The following is a 17,173-nucleotide window of genomic DNA, read 5'->3' on the forward strand; positions in this document are numbered from 1 at the left end:
CAAAGTTTTCAACCTGAAAACAATTTAGCGCAACGTTATCCAGTTTTCAAGTTGAAAACAAAATTGAATTTTAGGTCATTTTGCCTGTTGATGGACTTACAACACGCCAGGCCACATCTCGCATGGCGCTTCGTGCCGCTTGGCTCACGCCTCCGAGCTGGAAAAACCCGTGGATAACGCCGAGATAGCGCTGGCAAGTACATTCCACACCCTGGTCGTTCAGACGGTGATATAGCGCTTCGCCTTCATCACGCAGTGGGTCGAACTCTGCGGTGAGGATATGCACCGGCGGTAAACCGGCAAAATCTTCACGCCATATCGGACTGGCTTCCGGGTGGCGGAGGTCGGTATCCTGGAGATACATTTCGAAACCCGATAACAGCGTATCGCGGGTGATGATGTAGTCTTGCCCGTTGCTGGCATAGCTGGGGAAACTGGCAGTAGCGTCAAGCATCGGGTAGATCAACAGCAGCTTCGCCGGAGACCAGTGGGCGGTGGATTTCAGGCGTAGCGCGCTGACCAATGCCAGGTGCCCGCCTGCGCTGTCGCCAGCAAGCGTGATACGTTCACGATCGATGCCTAACTGTTCCGCGTATTGATGGACGATATTGGCCCCGCGTTCAGCGTCGTCATGAGCCGCAGGGAAGGTGTGCTCTGGCGCAAGGCGATACTGAATGGCAATCACCTTACAGCCGCTTTTCCAGGCCAGTTGCCGTAGCTGGGGGTCATGAGTCAGAAAGCCGCCGCTAACAAAACAGCCGCCGTGATAGTAGAGGATACAGGGTAGAGAACCGGATGCGTTTGGCGGCGAAACGACGCGAAATGTCATCCCTTCCAGCACGATATCTTCCGAACTCACCCGAATTTCTTTCTCACCCGCCAGCGTCGTGCTGGCAATATAGCCCGCTCTTCGGTCATCAATATTCTGCTCTCGTGAAGAGGGGCGACCCGCGGCGATAAACCCGGCGACCAGTTCGGCAATTCCTTTTTCCAGTGGCATATAACGCTCCCTTGACTGTATGTATGTACAGTTTATAACCTGGTTCGTTGGGGATGGAAAGTGGTGAAACGAGGGGATAATGATTCTGGATAGAGGTTCGCAAAAAATGGAATGCGGTTGGCGCTGGGTTTTTAATTTTTGTACTGTGAAATGATGATGCTATACGCCATTGACGTATAAATTATTTTCACTACTATAAGCCAATGGCGTATGGAGTATGCAATTTATAGAAACGGAACTCTTTACTGAAGATGTTAAAAAACTGCTCGATGATGATGAATACCATAAGCTTCAGGTTTTTATGGCTCAGCATCCAGATTGTGGTGATGTCATTCAGGAAACGGGCGGCCTGAGAAAAATGCACTGGGGAGCGCGAGGCAAAGGAAAGCGTAGTGGCGTGCGAATTATCTATTTTCATCGTAGTCAACGGTATGAGGTTCGCTTGCTTCTGATTTATCAAAAAGGCATTAAAGATGATCTCACGCCGCAGGAAAAAGCGGTACTTCGTATGCTGAATGAGAGGTGGTAGATGGATAAAGTGTTATTTGAGCGATTAACTCAAAGTATGTCTCAAATGAATGAAATCATTGAAGGGACCCGTGAGCCTTCTCGTACCTTTCATATTGATGCAATGAAGATTAAAGAAATACGGCAGGCATCTGGGTTGTCGCAATCTAAGTTTGCAGAACTGATTTCGGTCAACGTGGATACGCTGCGCAACTGGGAGCAAGGAAGACGCTCACCGACAGGGCCAGCCAAAGCATTACTTCGCGCCATTGCCAACGACCCGAGAAACGTTATACAAGCATTGCGTTATTGAGCAATGATCCGGCTAACGTAGATTGCTAGCCGGTATACCAGAGAACTTACTCCCCTTCCCCCGGGAACAGGAACGGGTTGATGGAACTGCGGGCGAAGCCCTCCTGTTCCATGCGCGCGTCCAGCACCAGCGAGGCGAGGTCGTCGGCCACTGCTTCTACTTTCGGGTCTTTTTCCTGATAGAGAATCTTCAGGTAAGTCCCGCAATCGCCGCAGCTTTCGGCTTTCACCGCAGCCTGCTCATTTTCCAGCGACCAGTAGTGTAAGTCGCGGCTCTGTTCGCAGTTACTGCATTTTACGCGCACGACGTGCCATTCGGTTTCGCACAGGTTACAGTGCAGATAACGCAGCCCCTGCGTGGTGCCGATCTGCACCATGCTGGAGACCGGCATCGAACCGCACACCGGGCAATACTGGCGCGCTTCACCGTATTCCGCGCGGGCTTTGCCTGGAATCAAGCTGGCCATTTGCGCCCAGTAAAGGGAGAGCGCGGCCCAGATAAACGGGGCTTTATCGCTGCTGACGGAGGCAAAATCCGAGGCAAACAGCGCGCTGGCCATCTGCTCCAGTTCCTGCTCTGAGGCTTTCTCCAGGTTCTCAATCACCGCCAGCGCGGGGCCACTCATCTCGGGTTTTAGCTCGGCAATTAACGAATGCAGCAGTTTTTGCCAGTGCTTATCACGCGGCAGCACGTGGATATCCAGCGGCGGTTTGCCCTGGTCGTTCGCTTCTTTAATACGTGCGGTCAGATCCATCTCCAGCGGATGGTCGTACAGCACCACTTCCTGCGCGTGCGCGATAAGCGCGGCAAAGCGCAGGTAATCGCCCAGCGGGTTATTTTCAGCCAGCTCGCGCAGACGTTCGGCGCGGCGGTTGTAGACGTTTTTGAGTCGGGGGAACAATAACGGCGGAATCATATCCGCCGTACGTTTCTCGCTCGACCCCAGCTCATCTTGCGGGATTATGCGAATACTCATTCAGTTTCTTTTTCCGTTGTCTTGCGGACTTCTCGGTACCAGCGCGGGTGATGTTTCTTCGCCCACGACTGGGTTACCCAGCCTTCCACCATCGCGGTAATGGTGCCTTTCACCCAAAGGGCGGCGTAGATATGCACCATGATAACCACAATTAACGCTACTGCGGCAAAAGAATGCAACATTAACGCGAATCGGATCACCGGGATTGAGAAAGCAGGCGCAAAGTACGGACGCCAGATAATTACCCCGCTCACCAGCAGCAGCACCAGGAAGATAATCGCCGCCCAGAATACGCATTTCTGACCGAAGTTATAACGCCCGGTGTCACCCACTTCCTCGTTGACGACGATCTTACGAATATTCTTCGCCCAAAAGATATCATCCCGATTGATTAGATTGTGGTGCCAATAACGGAAAAACATGATGATGAACGAGGCAAACATAACCACGCCCACAAACGGGTGCAGAATTCGCGCCAGTTGTGGGGTGCCCAGGATATGCATCAACCAGTTGAAGGATGGGAATAAAAAGCCCAGCCCGCTCACCGCCGCCAGCACGAAGCAGAAGGCGACGATCCAGTGGTTGATGCGTTCCGGCGCCGTATAGCGCACGATGGTGTCACGTCGTTTCATTTGCGCACCTCGTCTTTCTCTTCATGCAGGTTGTCATCTTCCTCTTCCGCGCGGTTCGGGCCGACGCCGACATAGTGGAAGACGCTGGCGGCAAAGGTCGCGGCAAAACCGAACGCGGCGAGCGGTTTCCAGACGCCTTTCCAGAACTTAACGGTTTCGCTGATTTCCGGGTTTTCCGGCAGACCGTGATACAGATTCGGCTTGTCGGCATGATGCAGCACGTACATGACATGCGTACCGCCTACGCCCGCCGGATCGTACAGACCCGCGTTGTCATAACCACGGGTTTTGAGTTCCGCCACCCGCTCGCCCGCCAGCGTTTTCATATCCTCTTTCGAGCCAAAATGAATGGCGCCGGTTGGACAGGTCTTCACGCAGGCCGGTTCTTGCCCCACGGTCACGCGGTCGACGCACAGCGTACATTTATAGACGCGGTTGTCTTCCGGGTTGAGGCGCGGCACGTTGAACGGGCAGCCAGCGATACAGTAGCCGCAGCCGATACACTGCTCGGACTGGAAGTCGACAATACCGTTAGCGTACTGAATGATCGCCCCTTCCGCCGGACAGGCCTTCAGGCAGCCGGGATCGGCGCAGTGCATACAGCCATCCTTACGGATCAGCCACTCCAGTTTGTCGTTCTGTTCCACTTCCGAGAAGCGCATCACCGTCCAGGATTTCGCGGTTAAGTCCGCCGGGTTGTCATACACCCCAACGTTATTGCCCACTTCATCACGGATGTCGTTCCACTCGGAGCACGCCACCTGACACGCTTTACAGCCGATACAGGTGGTGACGTCGATGAGTTTCGCCACCTCTTCCTGGTGGTCCCGCGCCTGGGGCGCGGGGGTGAAACCGTTAGTGGCGGAACGACGAATGATGTCTTGCGATTGATAAGCCATAGGTCGTCTCCGTTACACCTTTTCCACGTTCACAAGGAAGGATTTAAACTCCGGCGTTTGCGTGTTCGCATCGCCGACGAAAGGCGTTAACGTATTGGCGATAAAACCTTTTTTCGCCACGCCTTCGTAGCCCCAGTGAATAGGAATACCGATGGTATCGATATCCTTGCCGTCCGCTTTCAGCGTGCGAATACGCTTGGTCACCACCGCTTTGGCTTTGATATAGCCGCGGTTCGAGGAGACCTTCACGGTATCGCCATGCGCGATGCCGAGCTTATTCGCCAGTTTCTCGCCAATTTCCACAAACTGTTCCGGCTGGGCGATAGCGTTAAGCAACGCGTGCTTGGTCCAGTAGTGGAAGTGCTCGGTCAGACGGTAAGTGGTTCCGACATACGGGAACTTATCCGCTTTACCCAGCGCGTCGGCATCGTCTTTAAAGATACGGGCGGCAGGGTTAGAGATAACGTTCGGGTGCAGCGGGTTAGTGCCCAGCGGCGTTTCAAACGGTTCGTAGTGTTCCGGGAACGGCCCTTCCGCCATCTTATCGATGGCAAACAGGCGACCCATCCCTTCCGGCTGCATGATAAATGGTCCGACGTCGCTGCCGGGCGCGGCGGCGCTGTAGTCCGGAATATCCCATCCGGCCCATTTTCCGCCTTCCCATTTCAGTAGCTGACGTTTCGGGTCCCAGGGGTTACCCTGCGGATCGGCGGAAGCGCGGTTATAGAGGATGCGGCGATTAAGCGGCCATGCCCATGCCCAGCCCAGCGTGTTGCCGAGACCAGACGGGTCGGCGTTATCACGACGCGCCATCATGTTGCCTTCCGGCGTCCAGCTACCGGCGAAAATCCAGCAGCCGCTGGACGTCGTACCGTCATCGCGCAGTTGCGCGAACGAACTGAGCTGTTGACCTTTCTTCACCACCACCGCGCCGGTTGCCGGGTCGATAAGATCGGCCAGCGCTTTACCGTTACTTTCCATCGCCACTTCTTCAGAGGCGGGTTCGTATGGTTTGGTGTAGTTCCAGGTCATATTCAACACCTGTTCCGGGTTGGCGCCGCCCTGTTCAGAGTACATCTTACGCAGGCGTAAGAAGATACCGGCGAGGATTTCGCCGTCGGTCATGGCAATTCCCGGGGCGTCCGCGCCCTTCCAGTGCCACTGTAACCAGCGACCGGAGTTAACGATGGAACCATTTTCCTCGGCAAAACAGGTGGAAGGCAGACGGAACACTTCGGTCTGGATTTTTGCGGGATCAACGTCGTTCGACTCACCGTGGTTTTGCCAGAAGGTGGACGTTTCGGTGTTGAGCGGATCGATAGTCACCAGGTACTTCAGTTTGGAAAGCGACGCGACCACTTTGTTTTTGTTCGGGAATGAGGCCACCGGGTTAAAGCCCTGGCAGATATAGCCGTTGACCTTACCCTGTTTCATCATCTCGAAGTACTGCAGTACATCGTACCCTTTGTCCCACTTCGGTAGCCAGTCAAAGCCCCAGCTGTTTTCCGCTGTCGCTTTATCACCAAAGAAGGCCTTCATCATCGAGACGAAGAATTTCGGATAGTTGCCCCAGTAGTTGACCTGATCCTTCAACAATGGCTTCGGCGTATTGGCAGCCAGATAGGTTTGCAGGTCGGTCTGTTTTTCGCTCGGCAGCGTCAGGTAGCCCGGCAGACTTTGCGACAGCAGTCCTAAGTCGGTCAGTCCCTGAATATTGGAGTGACCGCGCAGGGCGTTAACGCCGCCGCCCGCCATCCCCATGTTACCGAGCAGAAGCTGGATCATCGCCATAGTACGGATGTTCTGCGCGCCGATGGAATGCTGCGTCCAGCCCAGCGCGTACAGGAACGACGCGGTTTTATCTTTTGCGCTGGTTTCTGCAATGTACTCGCACACTTTCAGGAAGTCCGCTTTCGGCGTACCGCAGATATTTTCTACCACGTCCGGCGTATAGCGTGAGACATGCTGTTTCAACAGATTCCAGACACAGCGCGGGTGTTGCAGTGTCGTATCGCGTTTGGCAAAACCGTTTTCGTCCAGCTCATAGTGCCAACTGGTTTTATCGTACTGCCGCTTGTCTGCGTCGTAGCCGGTGAACAGACCATCATCGAAGCCAAAATCTTCACGCACGATCAGGCTGGCATTGGTATAGGCCTCGGTGTATTCACGGTTGTATTTTTCGTTGGTCAGCAGATACAGCATCACGCCTGACAAGAAGGCAATGTCAGTACCAGAGCGTATTGGCGCATAGAAATCGGCCACCGACGCGGTACGCGTGAAGCGCGGATCGATCACAATCAGCTTCGCGCCGTTGTGAATTTTGGCTTCCATCGCCCAGCGGAACCCGACCGGGTGAGCTTCTGCGGCGTTACCGCCCATCACCACGACGAGGTTGGCGTTCTTGATGTCGACCCAGTGGTTGGTCATCGCACCGCGACCAAATGTTGGAGCAAGACTTGCTACCGTTGGTCCGTGTCAGACACGCGCCTGGTTGTCGACCGCGAGCATACCCAGCGCGCGGGAGAATTTTTGCGTTAAATAACCCGTCTCGTTACTGGATGCGGAAGCGCACAGCATCCCGGTGGTGAGCCAGCGGTTAACGGTAACGCCTTCGGCGTTCTGCGCCTGATAGTTGGCGTCGCGATCTTCCTTCATCAGTTTAGCGATGCGGTCAAACGCTTCTTCCCAACTGATCTGTTGCCACTTATCTGAACCCGGCGCGCGGTATTGCGGGAATTTCAGGCGGCTTTCAGAGTGGATAAAGTCCACCAGACCGGCCCCTTTCGGGCACAGCGCGCCACGGCTTACCGGATGATCCGGGTCCCCTTCGATATGGAAAATAGATGCTTTGGCGTTTTTCGCACCGTCGCCGAGGCTGTACATCAACAGCCCGCAGCCAACGGAACAGTAGGTGCAGGTGTTACGGGTTTCGCGGGTGCGCAGCAGTTTATATTGCCGTGTTTCCGCTAGCGCTACGCCGGGCGCGAAGCCCAGTGCCGCCGCCGTGGTGCCTGCCATACCGCCAGCGCAGATCTTAAAGAACTGCCTTCTGCTGACCTGCATGGTTTGCTCCTTGTTTCGACATTGTCACTTCTCTTTCACATTTCTCTATCCGAAACGCTCAGGGAGTGGTTGTTATTTTTCTTTGCGGACGGGCCCGCAAAGGTTCAGAATTGGATAAATTTTCCTCCATCCGGGAGGAGTTGTAACAGAATACCATAATGTTGGTGTGTGTGTTCTTATATGGTTAAAAGAAAGTGAACAATATACTGTCTGAAGAAGTCCTAAATGTGACTGATTTCACAACCTCACGCCAGTTGACTCTCTGGAAACGCGAGGATTTGCAGTCCCCCCAACTTGATGATGTTGCCGAGGAAGTGCCAGTGGCACTGGTGTATAACGGCATTTCGCATGTCGTTATGATGGCCTCTCCGAAAGATCTGACGCATTTTGCAATGGGGTTTTCTCTGTCGGAAGGGATCATTGACAGCCCGCGTGAAATCTATGGCATGGACGTTGTACCGTCCTGTAACGGACTTGAAGTGCAGATTGATCTTTCCAGCCGTCGATTTATGGGGCTGAAAGCGCGTCGTCGCGCGCTGGCCGGACGCACCGGTTGCGGCGTATGTGGCGTGGAACAGCTCAATGACATCGGTAAGCCGGTGCAACCGCTGCCGTTTAGCCAAACGTTTAATCTCGGTAACCTTGATCGCGCGTTAAAACATCTGAATGATTTTCAACCGACGGGTAAGCTGACGGGGTGTACGCACGCTGCGGCGTGGGTCATGCCGTCGGGTGAACTGGCGGGGGGCCATGAAGATGTCGGACGCCACGTTGCGCTGGATAAACTGCTCGGTCGCCGCGCCACGGAGGGTGAGGAATGGCGGCAAGGCGCGGCGCTGGTTTCCAGTCGTGCGAGTTACGAAATGGTGCAGAAGTCGGCGATGTGCGGTGTAGAAATTTTGTTTGCGGTTTCTGCTGCCACCACGCTCGCGGTTGACGTCGCTGAACGGTGTAATCTTACGTTGGTGGGGTTCTGTAAGCCGGGTCGGGCGACGATTTATACCCATCCGCAGCGGTTAATCGCAGACTAAAATAGTACCCTCTACATTTGCGTAAAATATATATTATTAATTTAATATATATTTTATGTAGAATGATGGTATATGAAATATATATTTTCTGGATTTTACAGCCTCTCTTAATAACGGAATGACGTGTAGTGGCGAGGCCATATTTTCGTTAAAATAAGAGAACCCCAACGTAAATATACAAAAGGCAATTAAATGAAAAGGAATTTATTATCCTCAGCGATAATCATTGCGCTAATGACCCTGGGCGCAACAGGATGTGATGACAATAATGTTAAAACCGAGGCGACGCCGGCCGCCAGCAGTCAGCCTGCGACGCCAGCGCCTTCTCAGACGCCGGAAACGCAATCTGGCGAAAGTCCAGCGCAGCCCCCAGCAGCGAAGCCAGAAACGGCAACTCAGCCCCCGGCGGCGAAACCAGAAACGCCAGCTCAGCCGGAGGTTGACGCTGAAGAAGTTTATAGTGAAAAAATGGATGTCTATATCGATTGTTTTAATAAACTTCAATTGCCCGTTCAGCACAGTCTGGCGCGTTACGCGGATTGGGTGAAAGACTTTAAAAAAGGTCCGACAGGGAAAGAGAGCCTGGTTTATGGCATTTATGGTATTACGGAGTCTTACATAACGAATTGCCAGAAAGAGATGAAACAGGTGGCCGCCTTAACGCCATTACTTGAGCCTATTGGTGGCGTTGCCGTTAGCTATATTGATAGCGCCGCCGCGCTGGGTAATACCATTAACGAAATGGAAAAATATTATACCCAGGAAAACTATAAAGATGATGCCTTTGCTAAAGGTAAGGCGCTGCATCAGACATTACTGAAGAATATTGAGGATTTTAAACCCGTCTCGGAAAAATATCATGAGGCTATTCAGGAGATAAATGACAGGCGGCAATTGACACAGTTGAAGAGAATAGAAGAAGCGGAAGGCAAAACATTTAACTATTATTCTCTGGCTGTCATGATTTCGGCAAAGCAGATCAACAAGGTTATTTCTGCCGATACCTTTGATGCCGAAGCGATGATGAAAAAAGTCGCGGAACTGGAAACAATGATTGCGCAATTGAAAGAAGTGAATACTGATGGCCGTAATTCTTCTTTCATCAGCTCTGCGGCTGATTATCAGCTACAAGCTAAAAAATATATTCGTCGCATCAGAGACAATGTTGAGTATTCTGATTTTGAAAAGAAACGGGTGCAGGACCCTGCAACAGGATGGATGGTTGCGGATTCTTATCCGGCGTCGTTGAGAAGTTATAACGAGATGGTGGATGATTATAATCGCCTGCGTTGAGTGACGGCACATTAACTGCGCGCAGGCTGGCGCAAGTGCCTATAAAATTACGCTATAACGCCAATAAAAAGCGCCGATCAGGCGCTTTTTTCGTTCATGTATTCTTCATCAGGCAATATCTGTAAAAATAGCTGACGTAAACATTAACTAAAGAGAGTTATTAGAAAAACCAGTAATCTGAAGCTATCACAAGATGTTGACGTCACGCTGGAAGGTACTGGTAGTGTAATTGAGGATCGGCATTTATATGGAAAGCATTTATCACGCCTGATGCGAAAATTCTGGGCCTCTTCAGCATAGGGCGGCCCAGCCTTCATCACTTATAGGGTGTCACGCCCAACTGTTCTGTAAGACGTTAATTAATACCCGCCAGCCGCAGCAGTGCTGTCACCAGCGCGGCGGCGATAATCACCACAATAAGCGGCATTTTACGCCAGGCTAAAAATACGGCGAAGCCAACCCCAAGAACGCGCGCCATTCCGGCAAAATGTTCGCCTTCGTAAAAGGTGGTTGCCAGCGCGACGGAGAATAGCAGCACCGTTGCCGCATCCGAGAGCAGCGCCTGTGAACGCTCAGACAGCGCCAGACGGCTGCCAAGTTTCGCGCCGCCGAGGCGCATCAAATAGGTTCCCGCAGACAGAAGAGCAATACCGATAATAAATAGCGTCATATTGCCCATTATTTTTTCCTCGCCAGTAGGCCCAGCAGCGAAAGCAACACCGGCAATCCGGCCGCCACAAAGGGAACGGCGGCAAGCGACAGCGCGGCGCCGCTGCAACCACGAATCAATGTGGTGCGGTTTTTAAACGCCGGGATCACCAGCGCCAGTAAGATTGCCGGGAATACGGCATCCAGACCAATGGTTTCTGGGGCCGGGAGCAGTTTGCCGACACCTGCGCCAATCAGTGTGCCAATCGGCCAGAATAGGGCGACGCCCAGACCGCATAGCCAGTAGGCGGCTTTACGTTGTTCGGGTGTTTTTTGCGACAGGCCGAACACCACGCTCTCATCATTCATGATATGGCAGCCGAAAAAGCTGGCGGCGCGGGAGCCAACCAAATCGCGCACCGTTACGCCAAACGGCACGTGGCGCGCATTCACCAGCAGTCCTGCCGCCGCCGCCGCTAACGGATTGCCGCCGCTGGCAACAATGCCGATAAACATAAATTCGGACGCGCCCGCCAGTACAAAAATAGAGAGGACAAACGGCACCCACAGTGGGAAACCGTAGGCCATCGCCAGTGAGCCATAGGACATGCCGACGACGCCCACGGCCAGGCACACTAAAAATATCGCTTTTATCGTGTCTCCTTTGAGACAGGAAAAATAGTGTTTCATCTTCTTTAGTCATATCGAACGAATTTTCATTATAATGAACGGAACAGATTTGCTTTACAAGACGAACATTTCGTTCGTTATAGTGAACGTTGGATGCTTTATGACACAACCTATTAGCGTCATTGCCAGAAGTCTGGTACGCGAACGCCAGCGAACCGGACTGTCGCTGGCGGAGATTGCGCGGCGCGCAGGCATCGCTAAATCTACGCTTTCACAACTGGAAGCAGGGAACGGCAACCCCAGCCTGGAGACGTTATGGTCGCTATGCGTCGCGCTCGACATTCCCTTTGCCAGGCTGCTGGAGCCGCAGGTACAAAAAACGCAGGTGATTCGCCGCGGAGAAGGCACCAAAGTCGTGGCGGAGCAGGCGCATTATCAGGCGATATTACTGGCGGCGTGTCCGCCCGGCGCGCGGCGTGATATCTATCTGCTGTTGACGCAGCCGGGGGCCGACCGGATCTCTCACCCGCATCCGCCGGGGTCGGTGGAACATATTATTGTTACGCAGGGAAAAGCCCTCGTCGGCTTAACCGAGGCGCCGGAAGAGCTGGCGGAGGGCGATTACATTTGTTATCCCGGCGACCAGGCGCATATCTTTAAAGCGCTGGAACCGGATACTCAGGCTATCCTGGTAGCGGAGCAGAATTGAAATTGCCGGATGGCGGCGTAACCGCCTTATCCGGCCGACAAAAAATAAAACCGTAGGCCCGGTAAGCTTGCGCCACCGGGCACACGACTTACTGCAGATAGAACACCTCTTTTAGCTCTGCGCTGACCGGGCTGTTATCCGGATTCGCGGGCATAACGTCACGCATATGTTTCCACCAACGCTGGCAAACGTCGGTGCTGGCCACGGCGTTCCAGCGCTCCTCGGATTCAATCTCAATGGTGGCGAACAGCAGATTGCGCTCCTGATCGAGATAAATCGCGTAGTGATGCGCGCCGTGAGATTTTAATACAGCTTCCAGCTCCGGCCAGATTGGGTTATGACGACGCTGATACTCCTCGTGCGCGTCGGCATTTACCTGCATCACAAAGGCTTTGCGGATCATAACGCCTCCAGGTACAGCTCGCGAACTTCATCGCGGCTGGCGGTGCGCGGGTTACACGGCGCGCACGGGTCGGCGAGGACTTTATCCAGCCAGCCTTCGATATCTTCTTTTGTGACGCCCAATTTGCTGAAACCTTCTGGAATGCCGACGCGTTTGCTCAGCGTACGGATAGCGTTAATCGCTTCCTGACTTGCGGCTTCGTCAGACATACCGCGCGTCTCCACGCCCATCGCCTGTGCGATGCGGGCAAAACGCGCGACGGCGTTCGGACGGTTAAAGTTCTCGACAATTGGCAGCAGGATAGCGTTGCAGACGCCGTGCGGCAGGTTGTGGGTTGCGCCCGGCTGGTGCGCCAGCGCGTGAACCAGCCCCAAACCGGCGCTGTTGAACGCCATACCCGCCAGGTACTGGCCGAATGCCATTTGCTCACGGGCTTCGAGGTTATGACCATCGTCAACCGCTTTCGGTAGCCACACATTGATTAAGCGAATCGCTTCCAGCGCGTTAGCGTCGGTGAGCGGATGCGCGCCAACGGAGACATAGGCTTCCACCGCATGGGTCAGGGCATCCATGCCGGTTGCGGCGGTCACAGACGCCGGGATTTCCAGCATGACGCTGGCGTCATCCACGGCAATATCCGGGATGATATTCGGGTCGATGATCACCTCTTTGACCTTACGGGCAGAGTCGATAATCACCGCGTTGCTGGTCATCTCTGCCGCGGTACCTGCCGTAGTATTAATCGCTACCAGCGGTACGCCGGCGTTTTTCACTTTGCCGACGCCGGAGTAGGCGGTAGATGGACCTGGGTTGGCGGTCAGAATTTTCACCGCTTTAGCGGTATCGATCGGGCTGCCGCCGCCGAAGGCGATAATGTAGTCACATTCTGCGCTCTGATACGCCGCAAAACCTTTCTGCACCAGCTCTTCTGTCGGGTTTGGGAACACCTCATCAAACAGGTGGTAAGACATTTGATGTTCATCCAGTGCGCTAAACAGGCTATCCAGCAGGCCCAGCTTTACCAGTTGACCATCGGTAACGATCAGCGCTTTGCCCCATTGCTTATTCGCCACGAGGTTCACCATATCGGCAATCGCTCCAGCGCCATGCAGGCTAATTTTTGGCAGTGCCAACATAAAGCTCATCACTATTCTCCTTAAAAAGATTCCCTGTTGCCCGATGGCGCTACGCTTATCGGGCCTACGGTAAAATGCGCACCGACCTGTAGGCCGGATAAGGCAAGCTGCATCCGGCGTTGAGTTGGGAGGTATCAGTACAGCGCTACGGCGCTGGCCAGCGGTGTCACGCCAAAACGTTTGCCGAGGGCGACCAGTTCTTCGCGCGTGATGGTCTGCTTCATACCGCCCATCGAATAGATTTTGACTAATACCTCAGCGGATTTCTCTGCGGTATCTATCAAACCGAAGGTTTCATCCAGCGTAGGTCCGCTTCCGAACACGCCGTGGAACGGCCACAGCACCAGCGAATGTTTCTGCATCTCTTGCGCGGTGGCCTGGCCGATTTCATCGGTGCCTGGCACCATCCACGGCAGAATGCCGACACCGTCCGGGAATACCACCAGGCATTCGGTGCTGCCTTCCCACAGTTTGCGGGTGATCAGCGCAGTGTTGTTTTCCAGTACGTAGGTGAGGGCGATCAGGTTAGTCGCATGGCAATGCATAATGACGCGGTCTTTGCCGTGGGTGGCTTTGATGCGTTCGCAGTGGGAGAGGAAATGCGCCGGGAGTTCAGAGGTGGGGACCGCGTCGTGGGTTAAGCCCCACAGAATGTGGTAGCCTGCGCCGTCGCTGTCGATTTTGACCACGCCTAAATTGGCTGCCGGATCGAGCTGAACGTTGCGGAAGAATTTGCCGGAACCGGTAACGATAAACGGCGTATTCGCCAGCATCGGCATGGGTTGACTTAGCGCGATATAGCGCGGTTTTTCGTGGAAATTAGCCGCAAAAGGCGCGATGTCGGCTTCATCCAGACGTAGCGTCAGGTTACCGCCATTACGTTCGTCCCACCCTTTCAGCCACGCATCAGACGTGGCTTTAATCATGCCCTGGACAAACCAGGAATCGGTAATATTTTGCATGTTCGTGTTCCCATTTATTGCCCGAAGGTTATTCGGGTCTTACGTAGGCCGGATAAGCGCAGCGCCATCCGGCAATCGTGTTTCATTTATTGCCGGATGGCGACGCGGGCGTCTTATCCGGCCTACAGATCAGGTGTCGCTGTCAGCTACGTTTGCTCAGGATCTCTTTTTCGTAGGTGCGAACGCTGTCCAGCCACTGGCTGCCAGTCGGCGTGTCGTGACGCTGGCAATACATTTCCCAGACGGCCTGCCACGGCAGAGATTTCTGCTCTTCCAGCAGCGCCAGACGCGCGGTGTAATCGCCGCTGGCCTCAAGCTGACGCAGTTGATCTGTGGGTTCCAGCAGAGCGCGCAGCAGCGCTTTTTTCATGTTGCGGGTACCGATAACCCACGCGGCTACACGGTTGATAGAGGCGTCGAAGAAATCCAGACCGATATGCACACGGTCGAACAGGTTATGACGGACGATCTCGCTGGCAATCGCCTGAGTTTCATCGTCCAGGAGTACCACGTGGTCGCTATCCCAGCGTACCGGGCGGCTGACGTGCAGCAGCAGCCGTGGCACGTAGAGCATGGCGGCGGAAATTTTGTCGGAAATCACTTCAGTGGGATGGAAGTGGCCCGCATCCAGGCACAGCGCGGTCTGACGGCTGGTGGCGTAGCCCATGTAGAACTCATTGGAGCCGACGGTGTAGCTTTCCGCGCCGATGCCAAACAGTTTGCTTTCGACGGCGTCGATGTGGTGCGCCGGGTCGAATTTCTCGCTAATGACCTCATCCAGCGCTTCCAGCAGGCGCTGGCGCGGAGCTAAACGGTCGACGGTAATGTCTTTCATGCCGTCCGGGATCCAGATGTTCATCACCGACGGCGTACCGAGCTGCTCACCAAAGTATGCCGAGACGCGGCGGCTGGCCTTGCAGTGATCGATCCAGAACTGGCGAATTTTCGCGTCGGGATGAGAGAGGGTAAAACCGTCAGCGCTCAGTGGATGAGAAAAACAGGTGGGGTTGAAATCCAGCCCCAGCCGGTTCGCTTTCGCCCACTCCACCCAGTTTTTAAAATGCTCCGGTTTGATCTGGTCGCGAGCAACCGGCGTATCCGACTCAAGATAAATGGCGTGCAGGTTCAGCCGTTTTGGGCCAGGGATCAGACGCAGCGCCTGCTCCAGATCGGCGCGCAGTTCGGTGGCGTTACGCGCTTTGCCCGGATAGTTGCCGGTTGACTGAATTCCGCCCGTCAACGAACCTTCCGGGTTCTCGAATCCGGCAACATCGTCGCCCTGCCAGCAGTGCATGGAAACCGGCAGGCGATCGAGCTGGCGCAGCGCCTCCTCGACATCAATACCTACTGCGGCGAAACGTTGTTTTGCCAGTTCCCAGGCTTGTTCCAGTTGAGTGGTCATGCGCAAAGCTCCTTTGTCTGTCGTTTGGGTTGAAACTGCGCAACGTGGCGGGCAATTTCACTATCAGGATTAGGGATATAGGTTGTCAGGTCGTAGTTAGCGCTGACGACCTGACGGAAGTCATCGACGTTGTTTAATTCGTCGAGGGTCATAAGCTGAATACCAATATTGCCAAGGGTGGAGGCTTCAACCGGCCCGGCCATCACGCGAATACCACATGCATCGGCGCACAACTGGTTAAGTAGCGCGTTTTGGCATCCGCCGCCGACAATATGCAGTTGGGTAAATTTTTCGCCGCGCAGATTTGCCAGTTCGTGCAGAATGTCGGCATACAACAGCGCCAGACTGTCGAAAATGCAGCGCGCCAGTTCGGCATCGCTGACGGGAACGGGCTGGTCGGTCTCGCGACAGGCTGCCTGGATTTCAGCGCGCATATCGTCAGGATTGATAAAGCGATCGTCATTCGGGTTAATCAGGAAACGGCAGGCCGGCAGCGCTTCTGTTTGGGCGATAAGCGCAGGCAGATCGGTAATGCGCCGTTCTTTCAGCACACGCTGGAGCAGCCACAAACCCATAATGTTTTTCAGTACCCGATAACGCCCTTCCGCGCCGCCTTCGTTGGTGATATTGGCAGCCAGCGCCTCGTCAGTGGTGTAGGGCATTTTGCTTTCAAAACCCATCAACGACCAGGTGCCTGAAGACAGGTAAGCGCTATGTTTATTTGCCAGCGGAGAGGCAATAACGGCGCTGGCGGTATCGTGGCTGGCGACGGCTACCACCGGAATACGGTTGCCCTGCGGGCAAATCCAGTCGCCGATAACATTGCCAGGGTGCGAGGGGCGACCGAACCAGCTCTTTTTCGCGCCGGTCCACGCCAGCAGGGTATCGTCCCAGTCATCGGTATTGATATTGACCAATTGGGTGGTCGTGGCGTTGGTGTATTCCCAGTTCATTTCACCGGTCAGGCGGTAGCTGAAATAATCGGGCATCAGCAGCGCATGAGCGACCTGCGCCGTTAACTCAGGCTGTTGTTTCGTCAGCGCGCGTAGCTGATAGATGGTGTTAAACGGCAGAAACTGAATCCCGCTGCGGCGATAGATTTCGCTTTTGCCGATCTGGACCAGCGCTTGCGGCATGATGCCCGTGGTACGGTTATCGCGGTAGGAGACCGGCAGGCCGACACGCTGACCTTGTTTATCCAGCAGGACATAATCGACGCCCCAGGTGTCGATGCCGATGCTGTCGATAAGAATGCCTTCATTGCAGACTTTCTTCAGACCAAGACGGATATCCTTTTCCAGACTGTCGATGTCCCAGGTGTCAAACCCGTCTGTTTTTTGTAGGCAGTTCACAAAACGGTGAATTTCACGTAGCGTCAGGGTACGGTGTTTGCTGTCGTAACGCGCCAGCATCACGCGCCCGCTGGATGCGCCGAGATCAACCGCGACACAATGGCGAAAAGTCATAATCAGGTCCTTCTTAGAGTCATTGCGCACAGTCTAAAAAAGCCCTCAAAGACCTACCTTCTCGTTACTGACAGGAAAATGAGCCGCTGGCAACAAGGCAAAG

General features: G+C 54.2%; 17 protein-coding genes. 5 read left to right on the top strand and 12 right to left on the bottom strand.

Features of this window, described 5'->3' with window-relative positions; all coding sequences use genetic code 11:
• Nucleotides 1-70: 70 nt before the first annotated feature.
• Entirely contained in the window at nt 71-1,000 is a 930-nt protein-coding gene (locus ACLJPE_RS19605) for an alpha/beta hydrolase (protein WP_001631559.1), read from the bottom strand.
• 217 nt (nt 1,001-1,217) lie between these two features.
• Here ACLJPE_RS19605 and ACLJPE_RS19610 point away from each other — a divergent pair, with 217 nt between their 5' ends.
• Both ACLJPE_RS19610 and ACLJPE_RS19615 read left to right on the top strand, forming a co-directional pair.
• Nucleotides 1,218-1,529 (top strand): hypothetical protein, encoded by a 312-nt coding sequence (locus tag ACLJPE_RS19610; RefSeq protein ID WP_023205205.1) that lies wholly within the window; start codon nt 1,218-1,220, stop codon nt 1,527-1,529.
• Entirely contained in the window at nt 1,530-1,820 is a 291-nt protein-coding gene (locus ACLJPE_RS19615) for a helix-turn-helix domain-containing protein (RefSeq protein ID WP_000362050.1), read from the top strand. It begins immediately after the preceding gene.
• 46 nt (nt 1,821-1,866) lie between these two features.
• On the opposite strand, the gene fdhE is transcribed toward ACLJPE_RS19615, so the two are convergent.
• The 4 genes from fdhE to fdnG are packed head-to-tail and all read right to left on the bottom strand — an operon-like array spanning nt 1,867 to nt 7,390.
• Nucleotides 1,867-2,796 (bottom strand): formate dehydrogenase accessory protein FdhE, encoded by a 930-nt coding sequence (fdhE, locus tag ACLJPE_RS19620; protein ID WP_000027730.1) that lies wholly within the window; start codon nt 2,794-2,796, stop codon nt 1,867-1,869.
• Nucleotides 2,793-3,428 (bottom strand): formate dehydrogenase cytochrome b556 subunit, encoded by a 636-nt coding sequence (fdoI, locus tag ACLJPE_RS19625; protein ID WP_023205206.1) that lies wholly within the window; start codon nt 3,426-3,428, stop codon nt 2,793-2,795. The genes fdhE and fdoI overlap by 4 nt, the downstream gene beginning before the upstream one ends.
• Entirely contained in the window at nt 3,425-4,327 is a 903-nt protein-coding gene (fdxH, locus tag ACLJPE_RS19630) for a formate dehydrogenase subunit beta (RefSeq protein ID WP_000331361.1), read from the bottom strand. The genes fdoI and fdxH overlap by 4 nt, the downstream gene beginning before the upstream one ends.
• A 12-nt stretch (nt 4,328-4,339) precedes the next feature.
• Nucleotides 4,340-7,390 (bottom strand): formate dehydrogenase-N subunit alpha, encoded by a 3,051-nt coding sequence (gene fdnG, locus ACLJPE_RS19635; RefSeq protein WP_077248424.1) that lies wholly within the window; start codon nt 7,388-7,390, stop codon nt 4,340-4,342.
• A 194-nt stretch (nt 7,391-7,584) separates the two neighbouring features.
• On the opposite strand from fdnG, the gene fdhD reads away from it, so the two are divergent.
• The gene (fdhD, locus tag ACLJPE_RS19640; protein WP_001059743.1) at nt 7,585-8,421 is read left to right on the top strand and encodes a formate dehydrogenase accessory sulfurtransferase FdhD; all 837 of its coding nucleotides are present in this window, start codon (nt 7,585-7,587) and stop codon (nt 8,419-8,421) included.
• 192 nt (nt 8,422-8,613) lie between these two features.
• Complete coding sequence (locus tag ACLJPE_RS19645; protein WP_039514534.1) at nt 8,614-9,714, top strand: YiiG family protein; 1,101 nt, start codon at nt 8,614-8,616, stop codon at nt 9,712-9,714.
• Nucleotides 9,715-10,069: 355 nt separating this feature from the next.
• On the opposite strand, the gene ACLJPE_RS19650 is transcribed toward ACLJPE_RS19645, so the two are convergent.
• Nucleotides 10,070-10,393, bottom strand: coding sequence for an AzlD domain-containing protein (locus ACLJPE_RS19650; protein WP_000527675.1), 324 nt, complete (start codon nt 10,391-10,393; stop codon nt 10,070-10,072).
• Nucleotides 10,393-11,052, bottom strand: coding sequence for an AzlC family ABC transporter permease (locus ACLJPE_RS19655; protein ID WP_024154909.1), 660 nt, complete (start codon nt 11,050-11,052; stop codon nt 10,393-10,395). Before ACLJPE_RS19655 ends, ACLJPE_RS19650 begins: the two co-directional genes overlap by 1 nt.
• A 100-nt stretch (nt 11,053-11,152) precedes the next feature.
• On the opposite strand from ACLJPE_RS19655, the gene ACLJPE_RS19660 reads away from it, so the two are divergent.
• A complete protein-coding gene (locus ACLJPE_RS19660) occupies nt 11,153-11,701 on the top strand; it encodes a helix-turn-helix domain-containing protein (RefSeq protein WP_001517951.1) in 549 nt (182 codons plus the stop codon).
• Between the two features lie 88 nt (nt 11,702-11,789).
• On the opposite strand, the gene rhaM is transcribed toward ACLJPE_RS19660, so the two are convergent.
• From rhaM to rhaB, 5 genes are all read right to left on the bottom strand, one after another.
• On the bottom strand, nt 11,790-12,104 hold the full coding sequence (rhaM, locus tag ACLJPE_RS19665; protein WP_000619473.1) for an L-rhamnose mutarotase: 315 nt from the start codon (nt 12,102-12,104) through the stop codon (nt 11,790-11,792).
• Nucleotides 12,101-13,249: a lactaldehyde reductase gene (gene fucO / locus ACLJPE_RS19670; protein WP_024154910.1), complete on the bottom strand. Its 1,149-nt coding sequence runs from the start codon at nt 13,247-13,249 to the stop codon at nt 12,101-12,103. The genes rhaM and fucO overlap by 4 nt, the downstream gene beginning before the upstream one ends.
• A 125-nt stretch (nt 13,250-13,374) precedes the next feature.
• Nucleotides 13,375-14,202: a rhamnulose-1-phosphate aldolase gene (rhaD, locus tag ACLJPE_RS19675; protein ID WP_024154911.1), complete on the bottom strand. Its 828-nt coding sequence runs from the start codon at nt 14,200-14,202 to the stop codon at nt 13,375-13,377.
• A 142-nt stretch (nt 14,203-14,344) separates the two neighbouring features.
• Nucleotides 14,345-15,604: an L-rhamnose isomerase gene (locus ACLJPE_RS19680; protein WP_000211472.1), complete on the bottom strand. Its 1,260-nt coding sequence runs from the start codon at nt 15,602-15,604 to the stop codon at nt 14,345-14,347.
• On the bottom strand, nt 15,601-17,070 hold the full coding sequence (gene rhaB, locus ACLJPE_RS19685; protein WP_000143965.1) for a rhamnulokinase: 1,470 nt from the start codon (nt 17,068-17,070) through the stop codon (nt 15,601-15,603). The genes ACLJPE_RS19680 and rhaB overlap by 4 nt, the downstream gene beginning before the upstream one ends.
• Nucleotides 17,071-17,173 lie beyond the last annotated feature (103 nt).

The sequence above is a fragment of the Salmonella sp. SAL04196 genome, from assembly GCF_046550835.1.
Taxonomy (GTDB): domain Bacteria; phylum Pseudomonadota; class Gammaproteobacteria; order Enterobacterales; family Enterobacteriaceae; genus Salmonella; species Salmonella enterica.